The sequence below is a fragment of the Micromonospora sp. RL09-050-HVF-A genome (assembly GCF_019374995.1).
Classification (GTDB): domain Bacteria; phylum Actinomycetota; class Actinomycetes; order Mycobacteriales; family Micromonosporaceae; genus Micromonospora; species Micromonospora antibiotica.
The window spans coordinates 4,526,862-4,541,927 of sequence record NZ_JAGKQP010000002.1 but is presented as its reverse complement, the minus strand read 5'-3'; the positions used below and the strand labels follow the sequence as shown (position 1 = coordinate 4,541,927).

Here is a 15,066-nt window from a genome sequence, read left to right as displayed (position 1 = left end):
CCGGCATGGCGGGACGGAGCTGGGGAGGATCGGTGCTCACGGCGGTGGGCGTCGCCGCCGGCGTGGGTGCCGCGCAACTGGGCTTCGGCTACGGCCTGGGCATCATCAACTGGGCACCGGTCGACGTCGGGGCCACCGAGCCGTCCTGGTTCGCCAGTCTCGCCTGGGCGACCTGGATCGCCGCCGTCTCCACCGTCGGCGGGGCGGTCTGCGCCCAGCGGCTGCACGAACGCGGTACGGACGTCGAGACCGGCGGTGCCCTGCACCGGGTCACCCTCGCGGTGGCGGGCGCGGTCGGCGCGTTGATCACCGTGCTGCTGGTCGCGGTGCCGTCCCGGGCCGCCTCCGTGCCGGACACCTTCTCGCCGCAGACCGTCGCGGCCGGATACGCCGGGGTCGGCGTACTCATCGGGCTGGTGGTGGCGGTGTGGACGCTGCACTCCCGGGCCGCGGCGACGAACGTGACCGCCACCGTCGGCTGGCTCTGGTTGCTGGCCGTGGTCTCCGTCGTCGACGGGGTGCTCGCCGGACGGGGGCTGACCAGCGCCCAACTCGGCATCTGGCAGATCGCCCAGGACAGCCCCCGCTTCTGGTTGCGGGACCACCTCTACTGGCCGGGAGCGTTGCTCGCCCTCGGCTCGGCGCTGCTGATCGGCGCGTTGGCCGCCCGGCGGGCCGCCCGTAGGGCGGAGCTGCGACTCGGTGCGGTGGTCTCCGGTGCCGCCGGCCCGCTGCTCGTCGCCGTCGCCTACTTCCTCGCCGTCCCCCGGCTGGCCACGATCTCGCCGGCCCAGGTCTCGGCCCACCTCGTCGCGCCGTACGCGGTCATCGTCGGGGCGGCCGGGTCGGTGCTGGTGGCCTCGCTCGCCCAGCGGGCCGAGCGGCGTGCCGCCGCGCGGACGGCATCCGTACCGCACCCCCGCACCGGCGAGCTGGACGACCGGCCGGCCGACACCCATCCGGTCCCACCGTCCGATCCGGACACCCGCGCCGACGTGGACGCCCCTGCGGACCAGCACGCGCGGGCCAACCAGGATGCCCGCACCGACGTGGGCGCTCAGGCCAACCCGGACGCCCGTGTCGACCCGGACACACGTGCCGATCCCACGGCCGCCCCGGCGGACCCCCCGGCCACCCCGACCGACACCCCGGTCGGGGAGCCGACGCCCTCGGCGGTGGGACGGGCCCGGCCGGTCCGCCGGGGTCGGGCCGCCCCGACGGCTCCGCCGGCCGGTGGGCTGCCAGCCGGTGGGTCTCCGACCGGCGGGTTGCCGGCCAGTGGGTCTCCGGAGCAGGACACCGGGTCGCCGGCCAGCCTGCCGGCGGACCCGCCCGGCGTGCCCAGGCCCCGCCCCGGACGCCGCACCCCCTGACCTTCCCGGATGCCGGCCCTCTCCCGGCTCGCGTCTCTCCCGGCCCTCTCCGACCCGCGTCTCTCCCGGCCCTCCGACTCGTCGGGGCACCGGAAGGGGTGGGGCGGGGCGGAAAAGGGCAGGCGGGAAAAGGGGATCAGCCGACCGGCCAGGTGTGCACCGGCTCGTTACTGCGTTGCAGCTCGGCGTACCGGTTGGCCATGTGGTGCAGCGCGGCGTCGCGGTCCAGGTTGCGGTGCCGTTGCGCGGCCCACACCGTCTCGGTCTGCCAGACCGCGCCGTTGCGGCCGGTACGGCAGCGCTGCTCGATGATGCCGAGCAGGCGGTCCCGCTCGGTGGGGGCGACACCGAACCGGTCCAACCCGACGGCCGCCTTCGGCAGCAGGGTGTCGAGGACCAGCTTGGTGACCGGCACCTCGCCGAGCCGGGGCCAGTGCAGCACCGCGTCCATGCCCCGTCGGGCGGCGGCGTGGAAGTTCTCCTCGGCGGAGCTGAAGGTGAGCTGGCTCCAGATCGGCCGGTCCGACTCGGCCAGCCCGCGCGCCAACCCGAAGTAGAAGGCGGCGTTGGCCAGCATGTCGACCACGGTCGGGCCGGCCGGCAGGACCCGGTTCTCCACCCGCAGGTGCGGACGGCCGTTCATGATGTCGTACACCGGGCGGTTCCAGCGGTAGACGGTGCCGTTGTGCAACCGCAGCTCGGACAGCTGCGGGACGCCGCCACCGTGCAGCACCTCGACCGGGTCCTCGTCGGCGCAGATCGGCAGCAGTGGCGGGAAGTACCTGACGTTCTCCTCGAACAGGTCGAAGATCGAGGTGATCCAGCGTTCACCGAACCACACCCGGGGGCGTACCCCCTGGGCCTTCAGCTCGTCCGGGCGGGTGTCGGTGGCCTGCTGGAACAGCGCGATCCGGGTCTCGGCCCACAGTTGGCGGCCGTAGAGGAACGGCGAGTTCGCGCCCACCGCGACCTGGACACCGGCGATGGCCTGGGAGGCGTTCCAATAGTCGGCGAAGCTGTCCGGGGCCACCTGGAGGTGGAACTGGAGGCTGGTGCAGGCGGCCTCGGGGACGATCGAGTCGGTGTGCGTACGGAGCTGCTCCACCCCCCGGATGTCCAGCTCGATGTCCTCGCCCCGGGCACCGACGATCTGGTCGTTGAGCACCCGGTAGCGCTCGTTGGTGGAGAGGTTGTCGGCCACCAGGTGCTGCTCGGTCAGGGTGGGCAGGATGCCGACCATGACGATCCGGGCGTCCGACTTGGCCGCCCGCTCGTCGGCCCGGTCCAGGCTGCTGCGCAGGTCGGTCTCGTAGTTGGCGAACCCGGCCCCCTCGATCAGCCGGGGTGCCGCGTTCAGCTCCAGGTTGAACTGTCCCAGCTCGGTCTGGAAGAGCGGGTCGGCGATCGCGGCGAGGATCTCGTCGTTGCGCATCGCCGGTTCGGCGTCCGGGTCCATCAGGTTGAGTTCGATCTCCAGGCCGGTCATCGGCCGGTCGGCGTCGAAGCCGAAGTCGTCGAGCATCAACGCGAAGACGTCCAGGCACCGCCGTACCTTCTGCCGGTAGCGGATCCGGTCCTCCCGGGAGAAGGCGCCCTGCTCGACGTCCCTACCCATTGTTTCCTCCCGGCGTGAGACGCCCGGGACGGTGAGCGTCCCGGTGCGCAGTGTGAACCACAACGGTAAGAGCGCCCACGCGCCGGGGCCAGTGCCCACCGGGTATGCGCTTGCCGCCTTCTCTACCCCGCCGCCGTCGCCCCGGCACCGGGAGCGCCGTCGCCGGTCAGTGACAATCCACACCCGTACGCGTCGCGCCCCCGCTCGTGGAGAGCGGGGGCGCGAGGACGGGGTGGCTCAGGCCTGCCGGATGGCCTCGCCCTCGATCTCGATCTTGATCTTCTTGCCGACCAGCACGCCACCGGTCTCCAGGGCGACGTTCCAGGTCAGGCCGAATTCCTCACGGTCGATCTCGGTGCTGGCGGTGAAGCCGAACACGTCGGTGCCGAACGGGGTGCGGCCGACGCCCTCGAACTCGACCTCCAGCTCGACCTGACGGGTGACACCCTTGATGGTCAGGTCACCGAGCAGGACGAACTCGTTGCCGTCGTGGGACTTCACGGCGGTGCTGCGGTACTCCAGCGTCGGGAACTGCTCGACGTCGAGGAACTCGGGGCTGCGCAGGTGGCCGTCCCGGTCCGCCTGGGCGGTGTTGATGCTGGCCGCCTGGATGGTGGCGGTGACCGCGGACTGCAACGGGTCCTCGGCGACGGTGATGGTGGCGGTCGCGTCGGCGAACTCGCCGCGTACCTTGCTGACCATCATGTGCCGGGCGACGAAGCCCACCCGCTTGTGCGCGGCGTCCAGCAGGTAGGTGCCGGCGGCGGGAATGGTCAGGCCGTCCCAGTCGCGGGTAACCGACTCGGTGCTGGTCATGTAACTGCCCTCCGGGGAAGATTGTTTAGTAGCCCAACGACTGCCTGAGCAACTATAGCCGCAACAATATTCCCCGTGTCAAGCACTGTTAGGATGGCCTGGTGAACGAAAACGTGTTCGACGACCCCCGGATCACCGCCGTCGGCCTCCTGGTCGAGGCGCACGCCGGGCTCACCGCCCGGTTCACCGCGCAGTACGAGGAACACGACGTCTCCGCAGTCGAGTTCGAGGTGCTGATGCGCCTGGCCCGCTCCCCGGGCAACCAGCTGCGGATGACCGACCTCGCCGCCCAGACCTCCCTGTCCACCAGCGGCGTCACCCGGGTGGTGGACCGGATGGAACGCGACGGGCTGCTGCGCCGTCGCGCCTGCCCGTCCGACCGGCGCAGCTCGTACGCGGTGGTCACGCCGGCCGGCATGCAGCGGCTGGACGAGACCCTGCCGGGTCACCTGCGGATCATCGAGCAGTGGTTCACCGGCCAGCTCGAACCCGAGACCCTGGCCGCGATGCTGGACGGGCTGCGCCGGGTACGCGACGCCGTCCACCCGGGGGCGACCGCCGGCAGCACCGACCAGGCACCCACCGACGAGCCGACGTCCGCCTGCTGACCCGCCGGCAGGGGCCCGGCCGACCCACCGGCAGAAAAAGCGGCAGAACCCGTTCGACCCACCGGACGCACACTCGCCGATCCCCACAAATCGGATGTCCCGGCTGGCTAGCCTTCATCACGCGGGGGGAGCACCGGGGGGTGCCGGCGCGAGCGATTGAGCGAGGGGTTTGACCAGGGGGCTTGTTCGCTCGCGCCACCCCCGCGCCTCGACCGACGGGCTTTCCCGCACCTAGGCCAGCAGGTTCTCCTCCTCCGGCAGCAGCCGGATGCCGCTGCGCCGGCACACCTGCGCCAACCGCTGCCGCACCTCGGCGGAACCGGTGCTCGCGGCCAGCCCGACCAGCGCCTCGATCACGTCCCGTCGGTCCTGACCGAGCTCCCCGGCGGCGACCGCCACCGCGAACCACTCCGCAGCCAGCTCCCGGTCCCCCCGGTGCAGCGCCACCGTGCCCTCGATCAACGCGCACACCCCCTCCTCCGCCCGGACCGGCCCACCCCCGGCCGGACGACCCACCACCGTCCCCGCTTCCGCCGCCGTCCGGGTCCCGGACGGCCCCGGACGACCGTCGCAGCGCAGCTCGGCCAGGACCTCGGCCGCCTCGTCCACCCGGCCAGACCGGGCCAGCGCCAGGCCCACCGTGCCGAGCACCCGCCGTCGGTGCCCCGGGTCCCCCACCCCGACCAACGCGGCGACCACCCGCCGACCCTGCTCCACCGCGTCGCCGTGCCGGCCCTCCAACCGGGCCACCTCGGCCAGGTCGGCGCGGGCCAGCAGGCGCAGCCGGGGCTCCCCGCACTGGGCCGCCAGCCGGTCCACCGCGGCAAGTCGACGTCGGGCGGCCGGCAGGTCACCGAGGCGGATCTCGTGCCAGGTCAGATGGTGCTGGGCGACGGCCATGTCCCGGGTCCGGCCGTGCCGGGTGGCCAGGGTCAGCACCGCGTGCGCCTGTTCGGCCGCCTCGTCGTAGCCCCCGGTGGCGACCAGCAGGGTGCCGAGCACGATCCGTGCCGTCAGTTCACCGGCCACGTCGGCCCGGCCGGCGAGCACCACGAGCGCGGCGCGGGCGGCGGGCAGTTCCTGTGCCGCAGCGCCGTGCTCGGCGGCGAGCCGGGCCACCCCGAGCAGCGCCCACGCCCGCAGGACCGGATCGGCATCGGCGGTACGCGGGTCCGCGAGCAGCCGCCGCAGCCACTGCCGACCGCTGACGTCCCGCCCCCGCATCCGCCACCAGCGGGTCAGTCGGGCCGCCAACCGCAGCGCGGTGACCGGGTCGTCCCCGGCGGCGTGGGCCAGTGCCGCGCCGATGTCCCCGGTCGCCTCGTCGAGCCGGCGGGCGGCTGTGGGCTGTCGCGCGCCGACCAGATCCGGCGCGGTACGGGTCACCAGCCGGGTGATCACCACCGCGTGCCGGCGTCGTACGGCGGTCAACTCCCCCCGGCCGGCGGCCTGCTCGACGGCGTACTCGCGGACCGCGTCGAGCAGGCGGAACCGCAGCGACCCGGCACCCCGGACGCTGAGCAGGCCCAACTCGACCAGCCGGTCGAGCAGGGGCACCGGATCGACCACCGTCGCCGGATCCGGGTCGACGTCGTCGGCGAGCAGTTCCTCGGCCAGCTCCACCGACCACCGGTTGGCGAAGACCGAGAGTCGACGCAGGGCGGCCTGTTCCCCGTCGTCGAGCAGCCGGTAGCTGGTGGCCACCGCCTCCCGCAGGGTCACCGCCACCGTCGTGCGGGCCGGTTCGCCGGCCCGACCCGACGGCGCGGCCTCCCAACCCCGCCCGCCGAGTTCCGGGCCGGCCAGGTCGAGCACCCGGTCGCCGTACCGGTCGAGCAGTTCGGGCAGGTCGAGGATCCGCCCACGGGCCGCCATCAGCTCGATCGCCAACGGCAGGCCGTCGAGCCGACGCACCAGCGCGGTGAGGGCGGGCAGCTCGTCGGGGCCGGGCGGTTCGGGGCGGACCCGGGTCAGTCGGGTGGTGAACAGGGCCGCCGCCGGCCAGCGGGCCAGCTCGTCCGGGTCGACCACGTCGGCCGGGGGCACCTCCAGCGGGGCCACCGGGCGGACGAGTTCACCGGGGAGGCCGACCGGGTGTCGTCCGGTCACCACCACCCGCAGGGTGGGTACCGCCGCGACGAGCAGGTGCAGCACCTCGGCCACCGGGTCGGGGGCCCGCTCGACCGCGTCGACCAGCAGCAGCGCCGGGCGGCCCCGGAGCCGGGCGGCCAACTCGGCGAGCCGGGCCGCGCCGAGCACCGCGCAGGCCGCGGAGAGCACGTCGTTGCCGTCGGAGCCGGTGCCGACCAGCACGCCGGCCACCCCGCCGGGGTGGGCGTGCGCCACCGCGTGCGCCACGGCCAGGGCGAGCGCGGTCTTGCCCACCCCGGCCAGGCCGACCAGGCTCAGCACCGGGGGCCAGCCGTCGCCGGTGAGCAGCCCGGTCAGCTCGGTCAGCTCCCGTTCCCGGCCGATCAGCTCGACCGCCGGGGGGAGCGCCATCGGCGTACCCGGCAGGTCGAGGTCCCGCAGGACGGTGCCGACGACCGGTCGGTGCGGCGGGCCGCCGCCACCCGGGGCGGTCGGGGCGGGGAGGGCCTGGCCACGGGCGCTGGCCAGGAAGCCGGCCCGCGCCTGGCCGGTCAGGCCGAGCGCCCCGGCGATCAGCTCGGTGGTGGTGCGTTGCGGCCGGTGCGACCGGCCGCGTTCCAGGTCACGGACCGTCCGCACGCCGACCCCGGCCCGCTGCGCCAGGTCGACCTGGGTGAGACCGGCGGCCAGGCGGTGGGACCGCACCAGCTCCCCGATCGGGGTACGACCACCCACGCCGGGCGAGTGATCATGATCCGGGGTCATGGGCAGGAAGGGTACGGTCGGGATACGACGCCGGGCAGCCCTTCGTCGGCCTACTGACGAAGGGCTGCGGATACCCGACAAACCGCTGTCGCCGCGCGGTGCCCCACCCGCCCGGGCGGTACGGTCACATGCCCAGGTCGCGGGCGATGATCATCCGCTGCACCTCGGAGGTGCCCTCCCCGATCTCCAGGATCTTGGAGTCCCGCCAGAACCGGGCCACCGGGTACTCGTTCATGAAGCCGTAGCCGCCGTGGATCTGGGTGGCCTCCCGGGCGTTGTCCACCGCGACGGTGCTGGCGTGCAGCTTGGCGATCGCCGCCTGCCGCTTGAACGGCTCACCGGCGAGCATCCGCGCGGCGGCGTCGTAGTAGGCCAGCCGGGCGGTGTGCGCCTTCAGCTCCATGTCGGCGATCTTGAACTGGATGGCCTGGTAGTTGCCGATCGGCTGGCCGAACGCCTGGCGCTCCTTCGCGTACTTCACCGACTCGTCGACGCAGCCCTGGGCGAGGCCGACGGCCAGGGCGGCGATGGCGATCCGCCCCTCGTCGAGGATCCGCAGGAACTGGGCGAAGCCCCGACCCCGCGCGCCGAGCAGGTTCCCGGCCGGCACCCGGCAGTCGTCGAAGGTCAGCTCGTGGGTGTCCGAGGCGTTCCACCCCACCTTCGAGTACCCGGGCGCGACGGTGAAGCCGGGGGTCCCCGCCGGCACGATGATGGTGGACAGCTCCTTCGAGCCGTCCGGGTTGGTGCCGGTGACCGCGGTGACGGTGACCAGGGCGGTGATGTCGGTGCCCGAGTTGGTGATGAACGCCTTCGACCCGTTGATCACCCACTCGTCGCCGTCCAGGACGGCCCGCGTCTGGGTGCCGCCCGCGTCCGAGCCGGTGCCCGGCTCGGTGAGCCCGAATCCCGCGAGTGCCTCGCCGCTGAGCAGCTTCGGCAGCCACCGGGCCTTCTGTTCGTCGGTGCCGAACCGGTGGATCGGCATCGCGCCGAGGGAGACCGCCGCCTCCAGGGTGATCGCCACGCTGGAGTCGACCCGGGCCAGCTCCTCCAGGGCCAGGCAGAGCGCGAAGTAGTCGCCGCCCATGCCGCCGTGCTCCTCGGGGAAGGGCAGACCGAACAGCCCCATCTTGCCCATCTGCCGGACGATCTCGTACGGGAAGGTGTGCCGCTCGTAGTGTTCGGCGATCACCGGGGCGACGGCGTCGCGGGCGAAGTCCCGCACGCTCTCCCGCAGCGCCTCGTGCTCCTCGCTGAGCCGGAAGTCCATCGGTTCCTCCTGTGCGGCTGCCTCCCCCGGACGCTCGTGACGCCGGGGACGGCGGATCGGCTGGACGACCGGTCGGTCCCGGTCGACGGTGGTGGCGGTGGCCCGGCGGGCAGTGACCGGGCGGCGGTCCGGCGCCGACCGGTCAGGCGGGTCACCGGCGGCGGTCGGTCAGACCGGGGTGACACCGTGCCGGCGGCGGGAGAAGTGCCGGTCCTTGCTGCGGGCGGCGGTGAACCGGCGGACCAGTTCGGCGCGCAGCTCGTGCGGTTCGACGATCGTGTCGATCACCAGCTCACTGGCGAGCCGTACCACGTCGATGTCCCGCTCGTACTCGGCCCGCCTGGCGGCGACGAACGCGGCCCGCTCGGCCTCGTCGGGGATCGCGGCGATCTTGTTGGCGTAGACGGCGTTGACGGCCGCCTCGGCACCCATCACCGCGATCTTCGCGGTGGGCAGGGCGATCGTCGCGTCCGGCTCGAAGCCGGGGCCGGCCATCGCGTACAGGCCCGCGCCGTACGCCTTGCGCACCACCACACAGATCTTGGGTACGGTCGCCTCGGAGATCGCGGTGATCATCTTGGCCCCGTGCCGGATGATGCCCTGCTTCTCCACCACGCTGCCGACCATGAACCCGGGCACGTCGCTCAGGAACAGCAGCGGCACGTTGAACGCGTCGCAGAGCTGCACGAACCGGGTCGCCTTGTCGGCCGAGTCGACGAAGAGCACCCCGCCCTTGAACATCGAGTTGTTGCCGACCACGCCGACGACCTCGCCGTTCAGCCGGCCGAACCCGATGGTCAGCTCCCTGGCCCAGAGTGCCTGGATCTCGAAGAACGAGCCGTCGTCGAGCAGGCCCTTGACGTACCGACGCATGTCGAACGCCTGCCGCTCGCTGGCCGGCACCAGCGCGGCCAGGTCGGCCTTGGCGGGCGCGGCGACGGCCGGCGCGGCCGGCGGTTGCTGCTGCCAGTTCGACGGCAGGTAGGACAGGTAGTCCCGCACCACGTCGAGCGCGTCGGCCTCGGTCTTGCACAGGAAGTGCCCGACGCCGGACTCGGCGCAGTGCACCCGGGCCCCACCCATCGCTTCCAGGGTGGTCTTCTCCCCGGTGACCATCTCGACCATCCGGTCGGAGCCGAGGTACATGCTGGCGTTGCCCTCGACCATGGCCACCACGTCGCAGAACGCCGGGATGTACGCCCCACCGGCGGCGCTCGGCCCGAACAACGCGCAGACCTGCGGGATCGCCCCGGAGGCGCGGACCTGGTTCCAGAAGATCTTGCCGGCGCCGCGGGGGCCGGGGAAGAGGTCGACCTGGTCGGTGATCCGGGCGCCGGCCGAGTCGACCAGGTAGACCATCGGCACGCCTGTCGAGTAGGCCCGCTCGATGATCCGGATGATCTTCTCGACGGTGCGCGCGCCCCAGCTGCCGGCCTTGACCGTGGAGTCGTTGGCCATCAGGCAGACCGGCCGGCCGTCGATGGTGGCGGTGCCGGTGACCACGCCGTCGGCGGGCAGCCCCTCGGCCAGCGCGTTGGCATAGAGGCCGTCCTCGACGAACGAGCCCTCGTCGACCAGGATGGCGACCCGCTCCCGGGCGAAGAGCTTGCCCTTGCCGGCGTTCGCCGCATGGTATTTGTCGGCCCCGCCGGAGCGGGCGCGCTTGCGCAGCTGCTCCAGTGCCGCACCGTCGAGCGTCACGCCGACCCCCTCGCCCGCGCCCCGTGGACGCGCCCGACCGCCACACGCGCCGTCGGCGTCGTGGACGCGCCGACCAGCCTGAACGATCGTTAGGCTAGCGCATCCGGCCCCCGCCCGACCACCCGACCGACTTCCGCTCTGGATATTGATACTCAACTATCGATGTGACTACGCTCCAGACACCCCCTCCGGATTGGAGTGAGTCATGAACTCACGCATCAAGCGCCTCGCCGTCGCCGCCCTGGCGACGGCGACGGCGACCCTCGGCCTCACGGTCGCCAACCCCGCGCCCGCCTCCGCCGCGATGACCATCTGCTACAACACCAGCCAGGCGCCCAGCTACGCGGGCATCGCCAACCAGGCCGCCTCGATCTGGAACAACGCCACCACCAACCTGACGCTCACCGCGAACTGCGGCACCAACCTGCGGATCTACCAGATCACCGGCGGCGGCTCGTACGCCCAGCGCACCAGCCTCGGCAACGGGCGGGTCTACATCGACACCCAGCAGGCCGCCCAGTACAGCCCGCTGCGCATCATGACCCACGAGATCGGGCACATCCTCGGCCTGCCCGACAACTACAACGGCAACTGCTCGATCCTGATGTCGGGCGGCAGCGCCGGCACCAGCTGCACCAACCCGTACCCGAGCACCACCGAGGCGAACCGGGTCAGCAGCCTGTTCGCCGGCACCCTCAGCGCCAACGACCGCCGCAGCAGCACCGGCAGCCAGGTCTTCAAGGACAGCTGGCCGGGCCTGCTCAGCGTGGGCTGACCCGCGAAGCGACCCGACGGAGGGGCCGGCACCACGCCGGCCCCTCCCGCGTCGTCGGGCCGATCCGTCCCGGCCGACCCGGTCAGGGCCGGGCGGTCAGCCGGGTACGCGGACCGGCCCGCAGCACCCCCGACGGCAGCCGCTTGCCGAGCAGTTCCTCGGCCAACTCGGCGACCCCGATCAGCGCGTCCAGGTCGATGCCGGTGTCGACGCCCATGTCGTGCAGCATGTGCACCGCCTCCTCGGTCGCCAGGTTCCCGCTCGCCCCCGGCGCGTACGGGCAGCCGCCCAGGCCACCGACGCTGGCGTCGAACTCGGTGATCCCCAGCTCCAGGGCGGTCAGCAGGTTCGCCAGCGCGGTGCCCCGGGTGTTGTGGAAGTGCAGCAGCACCGGCACGTCCGGCTCCCGGTCGCGGACGGCGGTGACCAACTCCCGGACCCGTCGGGGCGTACCCATGCCGGTGGTGTCGCCGAACGCGACCCGGTCGGCGCCGTCGCGGACCACCCGCTCGACGATCCCCGCGACCCGCCCCGGATCGACGTCCCCCTCGTACGGGCAGCCGAAGCTGGTCGCCACGATCACCTCGGCCCGCGCGCCCGCCCCGTGCAGCAGGTCGATCAGCTCGGCGATGTCGTCGAGCGACTCGTCGGTGGAGCGGTTGACGTTGCGCCGGTTGTGCGTGTCGCTGGCCGAGACCACCACCTCGATCTCGGTGAAACCGGCGGCCAGGGCCCGCTCGGCACCCCGGGTGTTGGGCACCAGCGCCGAGTAGCGCACCCCGTCGACCTTCCCGGCCTGCCGCCACACCTCGTCGGCGTCGGCCATCTGCGGGATCGCCCTGGGGTGCACGAACGACACCGCCTCGATCCGGCGGACCCCGGTGCCGGAGAGCGCGTCGAGCAGCCGCACCTTGGCCCCGGTGGGGATCGGCTCCTCGTTCTGGAGCCCGTCGCGCGGCCCGACCTCCCGGATCGACACCGCCGCTGGCATCTGACTCATGGTCACCTCGCTGTGACATCGGGTCGCCGGGGGGTCGTCCCGGGCCGCCGCCCCTCGTGGGAACGACGACCGGCGACGCCGGACGACCGGTGGTCCCTCCAGGGAACCACCACGCCGCCCACCGCCGCCACGCCACCCCGGCTGTCGGGCCGAGATCACCGGCCCGACGACCCCTCCACCACCTCGGCGGCGCTGCGCAACACCGCCGCGACCGCGCCCGCCGAGGCCGCCGCGTCCTCCCGGCCCAGGACCAGGGCCATCGCCACCGCGCCCTCGACGAACAGTGACATCGACCGCAGGCTCCGGCCCAGCCGACGACGGTCGGGGCGCGGGCGCGCGCCGTCGGTCAGTCTTCCGCTTCCCATGTTCTCCGCTCCCAGGCCACCTGACCGGCGATGGCGTCTCCACCGCCGGGTGACGTGTCCGGCTCCACCGTGCGTGTGCCGGCCGACTGTCGGCGAGCGTGTGACGGCGGAGCCGGTCGCACGACGGGCCCAACGACGGGCCGGGCCACGCCCGTACGCCGTTCTGGCCGGGCAGTCCCGGGGTGGGCGGCCAAAGTGGACCGTACGACGACGGTTACGGGACACCGACCGCCGGCTCGGGACCGGGACCGTCCAACCCGGACGGCGTCCGGTGCTACCCGGACAACCACCCGGCCAGAAACTGACCACGGACACAGGCCGGGACGCTCACGATTTGCGGATGGAGGGTACGAATACCTTCCCGCGTCAGACAGCCCCGCACGAAAGGTCCGCCCATGGCCACCCACACCAGCACGCCGTCCCCGGCCCGGGGCCGGCACCAGCGGCACTGGCTCGTCCCACGCGAGCACCTGGCCGCCGGCTACACGGCCCGGTACGGGTCGCCGGCGGTGGCCGAGTACGCCCTGGCGGTCCGTGACCTGGTCGAACGGGCCCCGGAGATCGGGACGGTCGACACCTGGAGCAGGCTGGCCGAACGGATCTGCCGGAACCGGCCGGGCCGGGACCGGGACACCTGGCGCAAGCGGCTGTCCCGGCACTTCACCACCGAGACGAAGGGCCCGCCGTGGCAGACCGTGGTGATGGTGGTCGAGTGCACCGTCCCGGCTGCCGACCGGGCGGCCACCCTGAGCCGTTTCGAGCGGCTCTACGAGGCGGCCCGGGGTGAGCCGCCGACGGATCGCCGACCGACCGACGCCCGGACCGAACCGTACCGCCCCGGGCACCAGGCGACCACCCCCGACGGGGCGGCCGTCACGGGCGACGCCGGCCGGATCATCGCCCAGCTCCGCTCGGAGAACGCCGTGCTGCGGCGCACGCTGGCCGCCCGGGAAGCCGAGAACGACCTGCTCCGCGCCACCCTCAAGGCCGCGAACCGGACCGCCCCGAAGGGTCACCCGCACCGGCTGCCCGATCGGGGCAACCACCCGGCGGACCCGCCGGGACGGGAGGCGGCCCTGCTCGACGGGCTGGCCCGCAAGGACCGCAACCCGGGGCACTTCCCCGCCGGCCCGGCCCCGACCAACGACGCCCGGCCGGCCGGCACCGCGCACCCCGGATCGACCCGGTGACGCCCCGCCTCGACGTCGTCGGCACCCCGACGCACCGGCCGACGCCCCTGCCGTACCCGCCGGGCGGCATCCGGCGGGCCTGACCTGACCGGGCCGGACAGGTCAGGCCCGCCGCCGGTCAGCGCATCCGGCCGACGATGCCCGTGTCGTAGTCGCCGGAGACGAACTCCTCGTTGGTCAACAGCTCGGTGAAGAAGGGCAGGTTGTTCTTCGGGCCGGCCAGCGCGAAGTCGGCCACCGCCGTCCGGGCCCGCTCGATCGCCTCGGCCCGGTCCGCCCCGCTGACGACGAGCTTGGCCAGCAGGCTGTCGTAGAACGGGGTGACCGTGTTGCCGGCGACGTAGCCGGAGTCGACGCGTACCCCCGCACCGGTCGGCTCCACCCAGGTGCCGATGACGCCGGGGCCGGGCAGGAAACGCAACGGGTCCTCCGCGTTGATCCGCAGCTCGATCGCGTGCCCGCGCGGGGCCAGCGCGTCCGGGTCGAAGGTCGGCGCCAGGCCGGCCGCCACCCGCAGCTGCTCCTCGACCAGGTCGAGGCCGTAGACCAGCTCGGTCACCGGGTGCTCCACCTGGAGCCGGGTGTTCATCTCCAGGAAGAAGAACTCCTGCGTGGCGGGGTCGAGCAGGCACTCGACGGTGCCCGCGTTGCGGTAGCCGACCGCCTCGCCGGCCCGCACGGCGGCGGCCAGGAACCGGGCCCGCAGCTCCGGTGACACCGCCGGGGAGGGGGACTCCTCGACCAGCTTCTGGTTGCGCCGCTGCACCGAGCATTCCCGCTCGCCGAGTGCCACCACCCGGCCGTCGGCCAGGCCGAGGATCTGCACCTCGACGTGACGCACCCGGGGAAAGTAGCGTTCGATCAGCACCGAGCCGTCGCCGAACATCCGCTCGGCGAACGCGCGGACCTTGTCGTACCCGGTGCGCAGCTCGGCCTCGTCGGCGGCCACCTGCATGCCCATCCCGCCACCACCGGCGGCGGCCTTGACCATCACCGGGTAGCCGATCTCCGTGCCGGCGGCGACCGCCGCTGCCAGGTCGGCGGCCGGTTCGGTGGTGCCGGGCGCGACCGGCACCCCGGCCGCCGCCATCAGGTTCCGCGCGTTGATCTTGTCACCCATCGCGGTGATCGCGTCCGCGCCGGGCCCGACCCAGATCAACCCACGGGCCTGCACGGTACGGGCGAAGTCGGCGTTCTCCGACAGGAAGCCGTAACCGGGGTGGACCGCCTGCGCGCCGGTGGACTCGGCGGCGGCGAGGATCGCCTCCACGTTGCGGTAGCTCTGGGCCGGGTTCGCCGGTCCCACGCACACCGCCTCGTCGGCCTCGACCACGAACGGCAGGTCCGCGTCGGCCTCCGAGTGCACCGCGATCGCACGGATGCCGAGCCGCTTCGCGGTACGGATGATCCGGCGGGCGATCTCGCCCCGGTTGGCGACCAACAGCGACTCGATCATGTTTCCTCCAGCGTCCAGGGTGGGGACGGTTGCTCGAC

General features: G+C 73.3%; 12 protein-coding genes. 4 read left to right on the top strand and 8 right to left on the bottom strand.

From position 1 onward, the window contains the following. Nucleotides 1-5: 5 nt before the first annotated feature. Entirely contained in the window at nt 6-1,373 is a 1,368-nt protein-coding gene (locus J7462_RS19930; RefSeq protein WP_219465437.1) for a hypothetical protein, read from the top strand. A gap of 136 nt (nt 1,374-1,509) precedes the next feature. On the opposite strand, the gene J7462_RS19925 is transcribed toward J7462_RS19930, so the two are convergent. Both J7462_RS19925 and J7462_RS19920 read right to left on the bottom strand, forming a co-directional pair. Next, nucleotides 1,510-2,988, bottom strand: a complete 1,479-nt coding sequence (locus tag J7462_RS19925; RefSeq protein ID WP_219465436.1) for a glutamate--cysteine ligase — start codon at nt 2,986-2,988, stop codon at nt 1,510-1,512. A 237-nt stretch (nt 2,989-3,225) separates the two neighbouring features. Then, nucleotides 3,226-3,804 (bottom strand): YceI family protein, encoded by a 579-nt coding sequence (locus J7462_RS19920; protein ID WP_208565216.1) that lies wholly within the window; start codon nt 3,802-3,804, stop codon nt 3,226-3,228. 101 nt (nt 3,805-3,905) lie between these two features. Here J7462_RS19920 and J7462_RS19915 point away from each other — a divergent pair, with 101 nt between their 5' ends. Further along, nucleotides 3,906-4,412, top strand: coding sequence for a MarR family winged helix-turn-helix transcriptional regulator (locus tag J7462_RS19915; protein WP_219465435.1), 507 nt, complete (start codon nt 3,906-3,908; stop codon nt 4,410-4,412). A 231-nt stretch (nt 4,413-4,643) separates the two neighbouring features. Here J7462_RS19915 and J7462_RS19910 read toward each other — a convergent pair whose 3' ends face one another. The 3 genes from J7462_RS19910 to J7462_RS19900 form a co-directional block, all read right to left on the bottom strand. Continuing rightward, the gene (locus J7462_RS19910; RefSeq protein WP_219465434.1) at nt 4,644-7,268 is read right to left on the bottom strand and encodes a helix-turn-helix domain-containing protein; all 2,625 of its coding nucleotides are present in this window, start codon (nt 7,266-7,268) and stop codon (nt 4,644-4,646) included. Nucleotides 7,269-7,392: 124 nt separating this feature from the next. Continuing rightward, nucleotides 7,393-8,541, bottom strand: coding sequence for an acyl-CoA dehydrogenase family protein (locus J7462_RS19905; RefSeq protein ID WP_219465433.1), 1,149 nt, complete (start codon nt 8,539-8,541; stop codon nt 7,393-7,395). A 168-nt stretch (nt 8,542-8,709) separates the two neighbouring features. Continuing rightward, the gene (locus J7462_RS19900; protein WP_219465431.1) at nt 8,710-10,242 is read right to left on the bottom strand and encodes an acyl-CoA carboxylase subunit beta; all 1,533 of its coding nucleotides are present in this window, start codon (nt 10,240-10,242) and stop codon (nt 8,710-8,712) included. 205 nt (nt 10,243-10,447) lie between these two features. On the opposite strand from J7462_RS19900, the gene J7462_RS19895 reads away from it, so the two are divergent. Next, complete coding sequence (locus J7462_RS19895; protein ID WP_219465429.1) at nt 10,448-11,017, top strand: snapalysin family zinc-dependent metalloprotease; 570 nt, start codon at nt 10,448-10,450, stop codon at nt 11,015-11,017. An 82-nt stretch (nt 11,018-11,099) separates the two neighbouring features. Here the strand turns inward: J7462_RS19895 and J7462_RS19890 are convergent, their stop codons facing one another. Together J7462_RS19890 and J7462_RS32380 are read right to left on the bottom strand one after the other, a co-directional pair. Next, nucleotides 11,100-12,017, bottom strand: a complete 918-nt coding sequence (locus J7462_RS19890) for a hydroxymethylglutaryl-CoA lyase (protein WP_374197539.1) — start codon at nt 12,015-12,017, stop codon at nt 11,100-11,102. 155 nt (nt 12,018-12,172) lie between these two features. Then, entirely contained in the window at nt 12,173-12,307 is a 135-nt protein-coding gene (locus J7462_RS32380; protein WP_255597796.1) for a hypothetical protein, read from the bottom strand. A gap of 470 nt (nt 12,308-12,777) precedes the next feature. Between J7462_RS32380 and J7462_RS19885 the strand changes: the two genes are divergently transcribed. After that, entirely contained in the window at nt 12,778-13,572 is a 795-nt protein-coding gene (locus tag J7462_RS19885) for a hypothetical protein (protein ID WP_219465428.1), read from the top strand. A gap of 118 nt (nt 13,573-13,690) precedes the next feature. Here J7462_RS19885 and J7462_RS19880 read toward each other — a convergent pair whose 3' ends face one another. Next, entirely contained in the window at nt 13,691-15,028 is a 1,338-nt protein-coding gene (locus J7462_RS19880) for an acetyl/propionyl/methylcrotonyl-CoA carboxylase subunit alpha (protein ID WP_219465427.1), read from the bottom strand. Nucleotides 15,029-15,066: the final 38 nt, after the last annotated feature.

Bases quoted from the DNA above. Each gene is read 5' to 3' on its own strand.
- J7462_RS19930 (WP_219465437.1), top strand. From the start codon at position 6: ATGGCGGGACGGAGCTGGGGAGGATCGGTGCTCACGGCGGTGGGCGTC.
- J7462_RS19925 (WP_219465436.1), bottom strand. From the start codon at position 2,988: ATGGGTAGGGACGTCGAGCAGGGCGCCTTCTCCCGGGAGGACCGGATC.
- J7462_RS19920 (WP_208565216.1), bottom strand. From the start codon at position 3,804: ATGACCAGCACCGAGTCGGTTACCCGCGACTGGGACGGCCTGACCATT.
- J7462_RS19910 (WP_219465434.1), bottom strand. From the start codon at position 7,268: ATGACCCCGGATCATGATCACTCGCCCGGCGTGGGTGGTCGTACCCCG.
- J7462_RS19905 (WP_219465433.1), bottom strand. From the start codon at position 8,541: ATGGACTTCCGGCTCAGCGAGGAGCACGAGGCGCTGCGGGAGAGCGTG.
- J7462_RS19895 (WP_219465429.1), top strand. From the start codon at position 10,448: ATGAACTCACGCATCAAGCGCCTCGCCGTCGCCGCCCTGGCGACGGCG.
- J7462_RS19890 (WP_374197539.1), bottom strand. From the start codon at position 12,017: ATGAGTCAGATGCCAGCGGCGGTGTCGATCCGGGAGGTCGGGCCGCGC.
- J7462_RS32380 (WP_255597796.1), bottom strand. From the start codon at position 12,307: ATGTCACTGTTCGTCGAGGGCGCGGTGGCGATGGCCCTGGTCCTGGGC.
- J7462_RS19885 (WP_219465428.1), top strand. From the start codon at position 12,778: ATGGCCACCCACACCAGCACGCCGTCCCCGGCCCGGGGCCGGCACCAG.
- J7462_RS19880 (WP_219465427.1), bottom strand. From the start codon at position 15,028: ATGATCGAGTCGCTGTTGGTCGCCAACCGGGGCGAGATCGCCCGCCGG.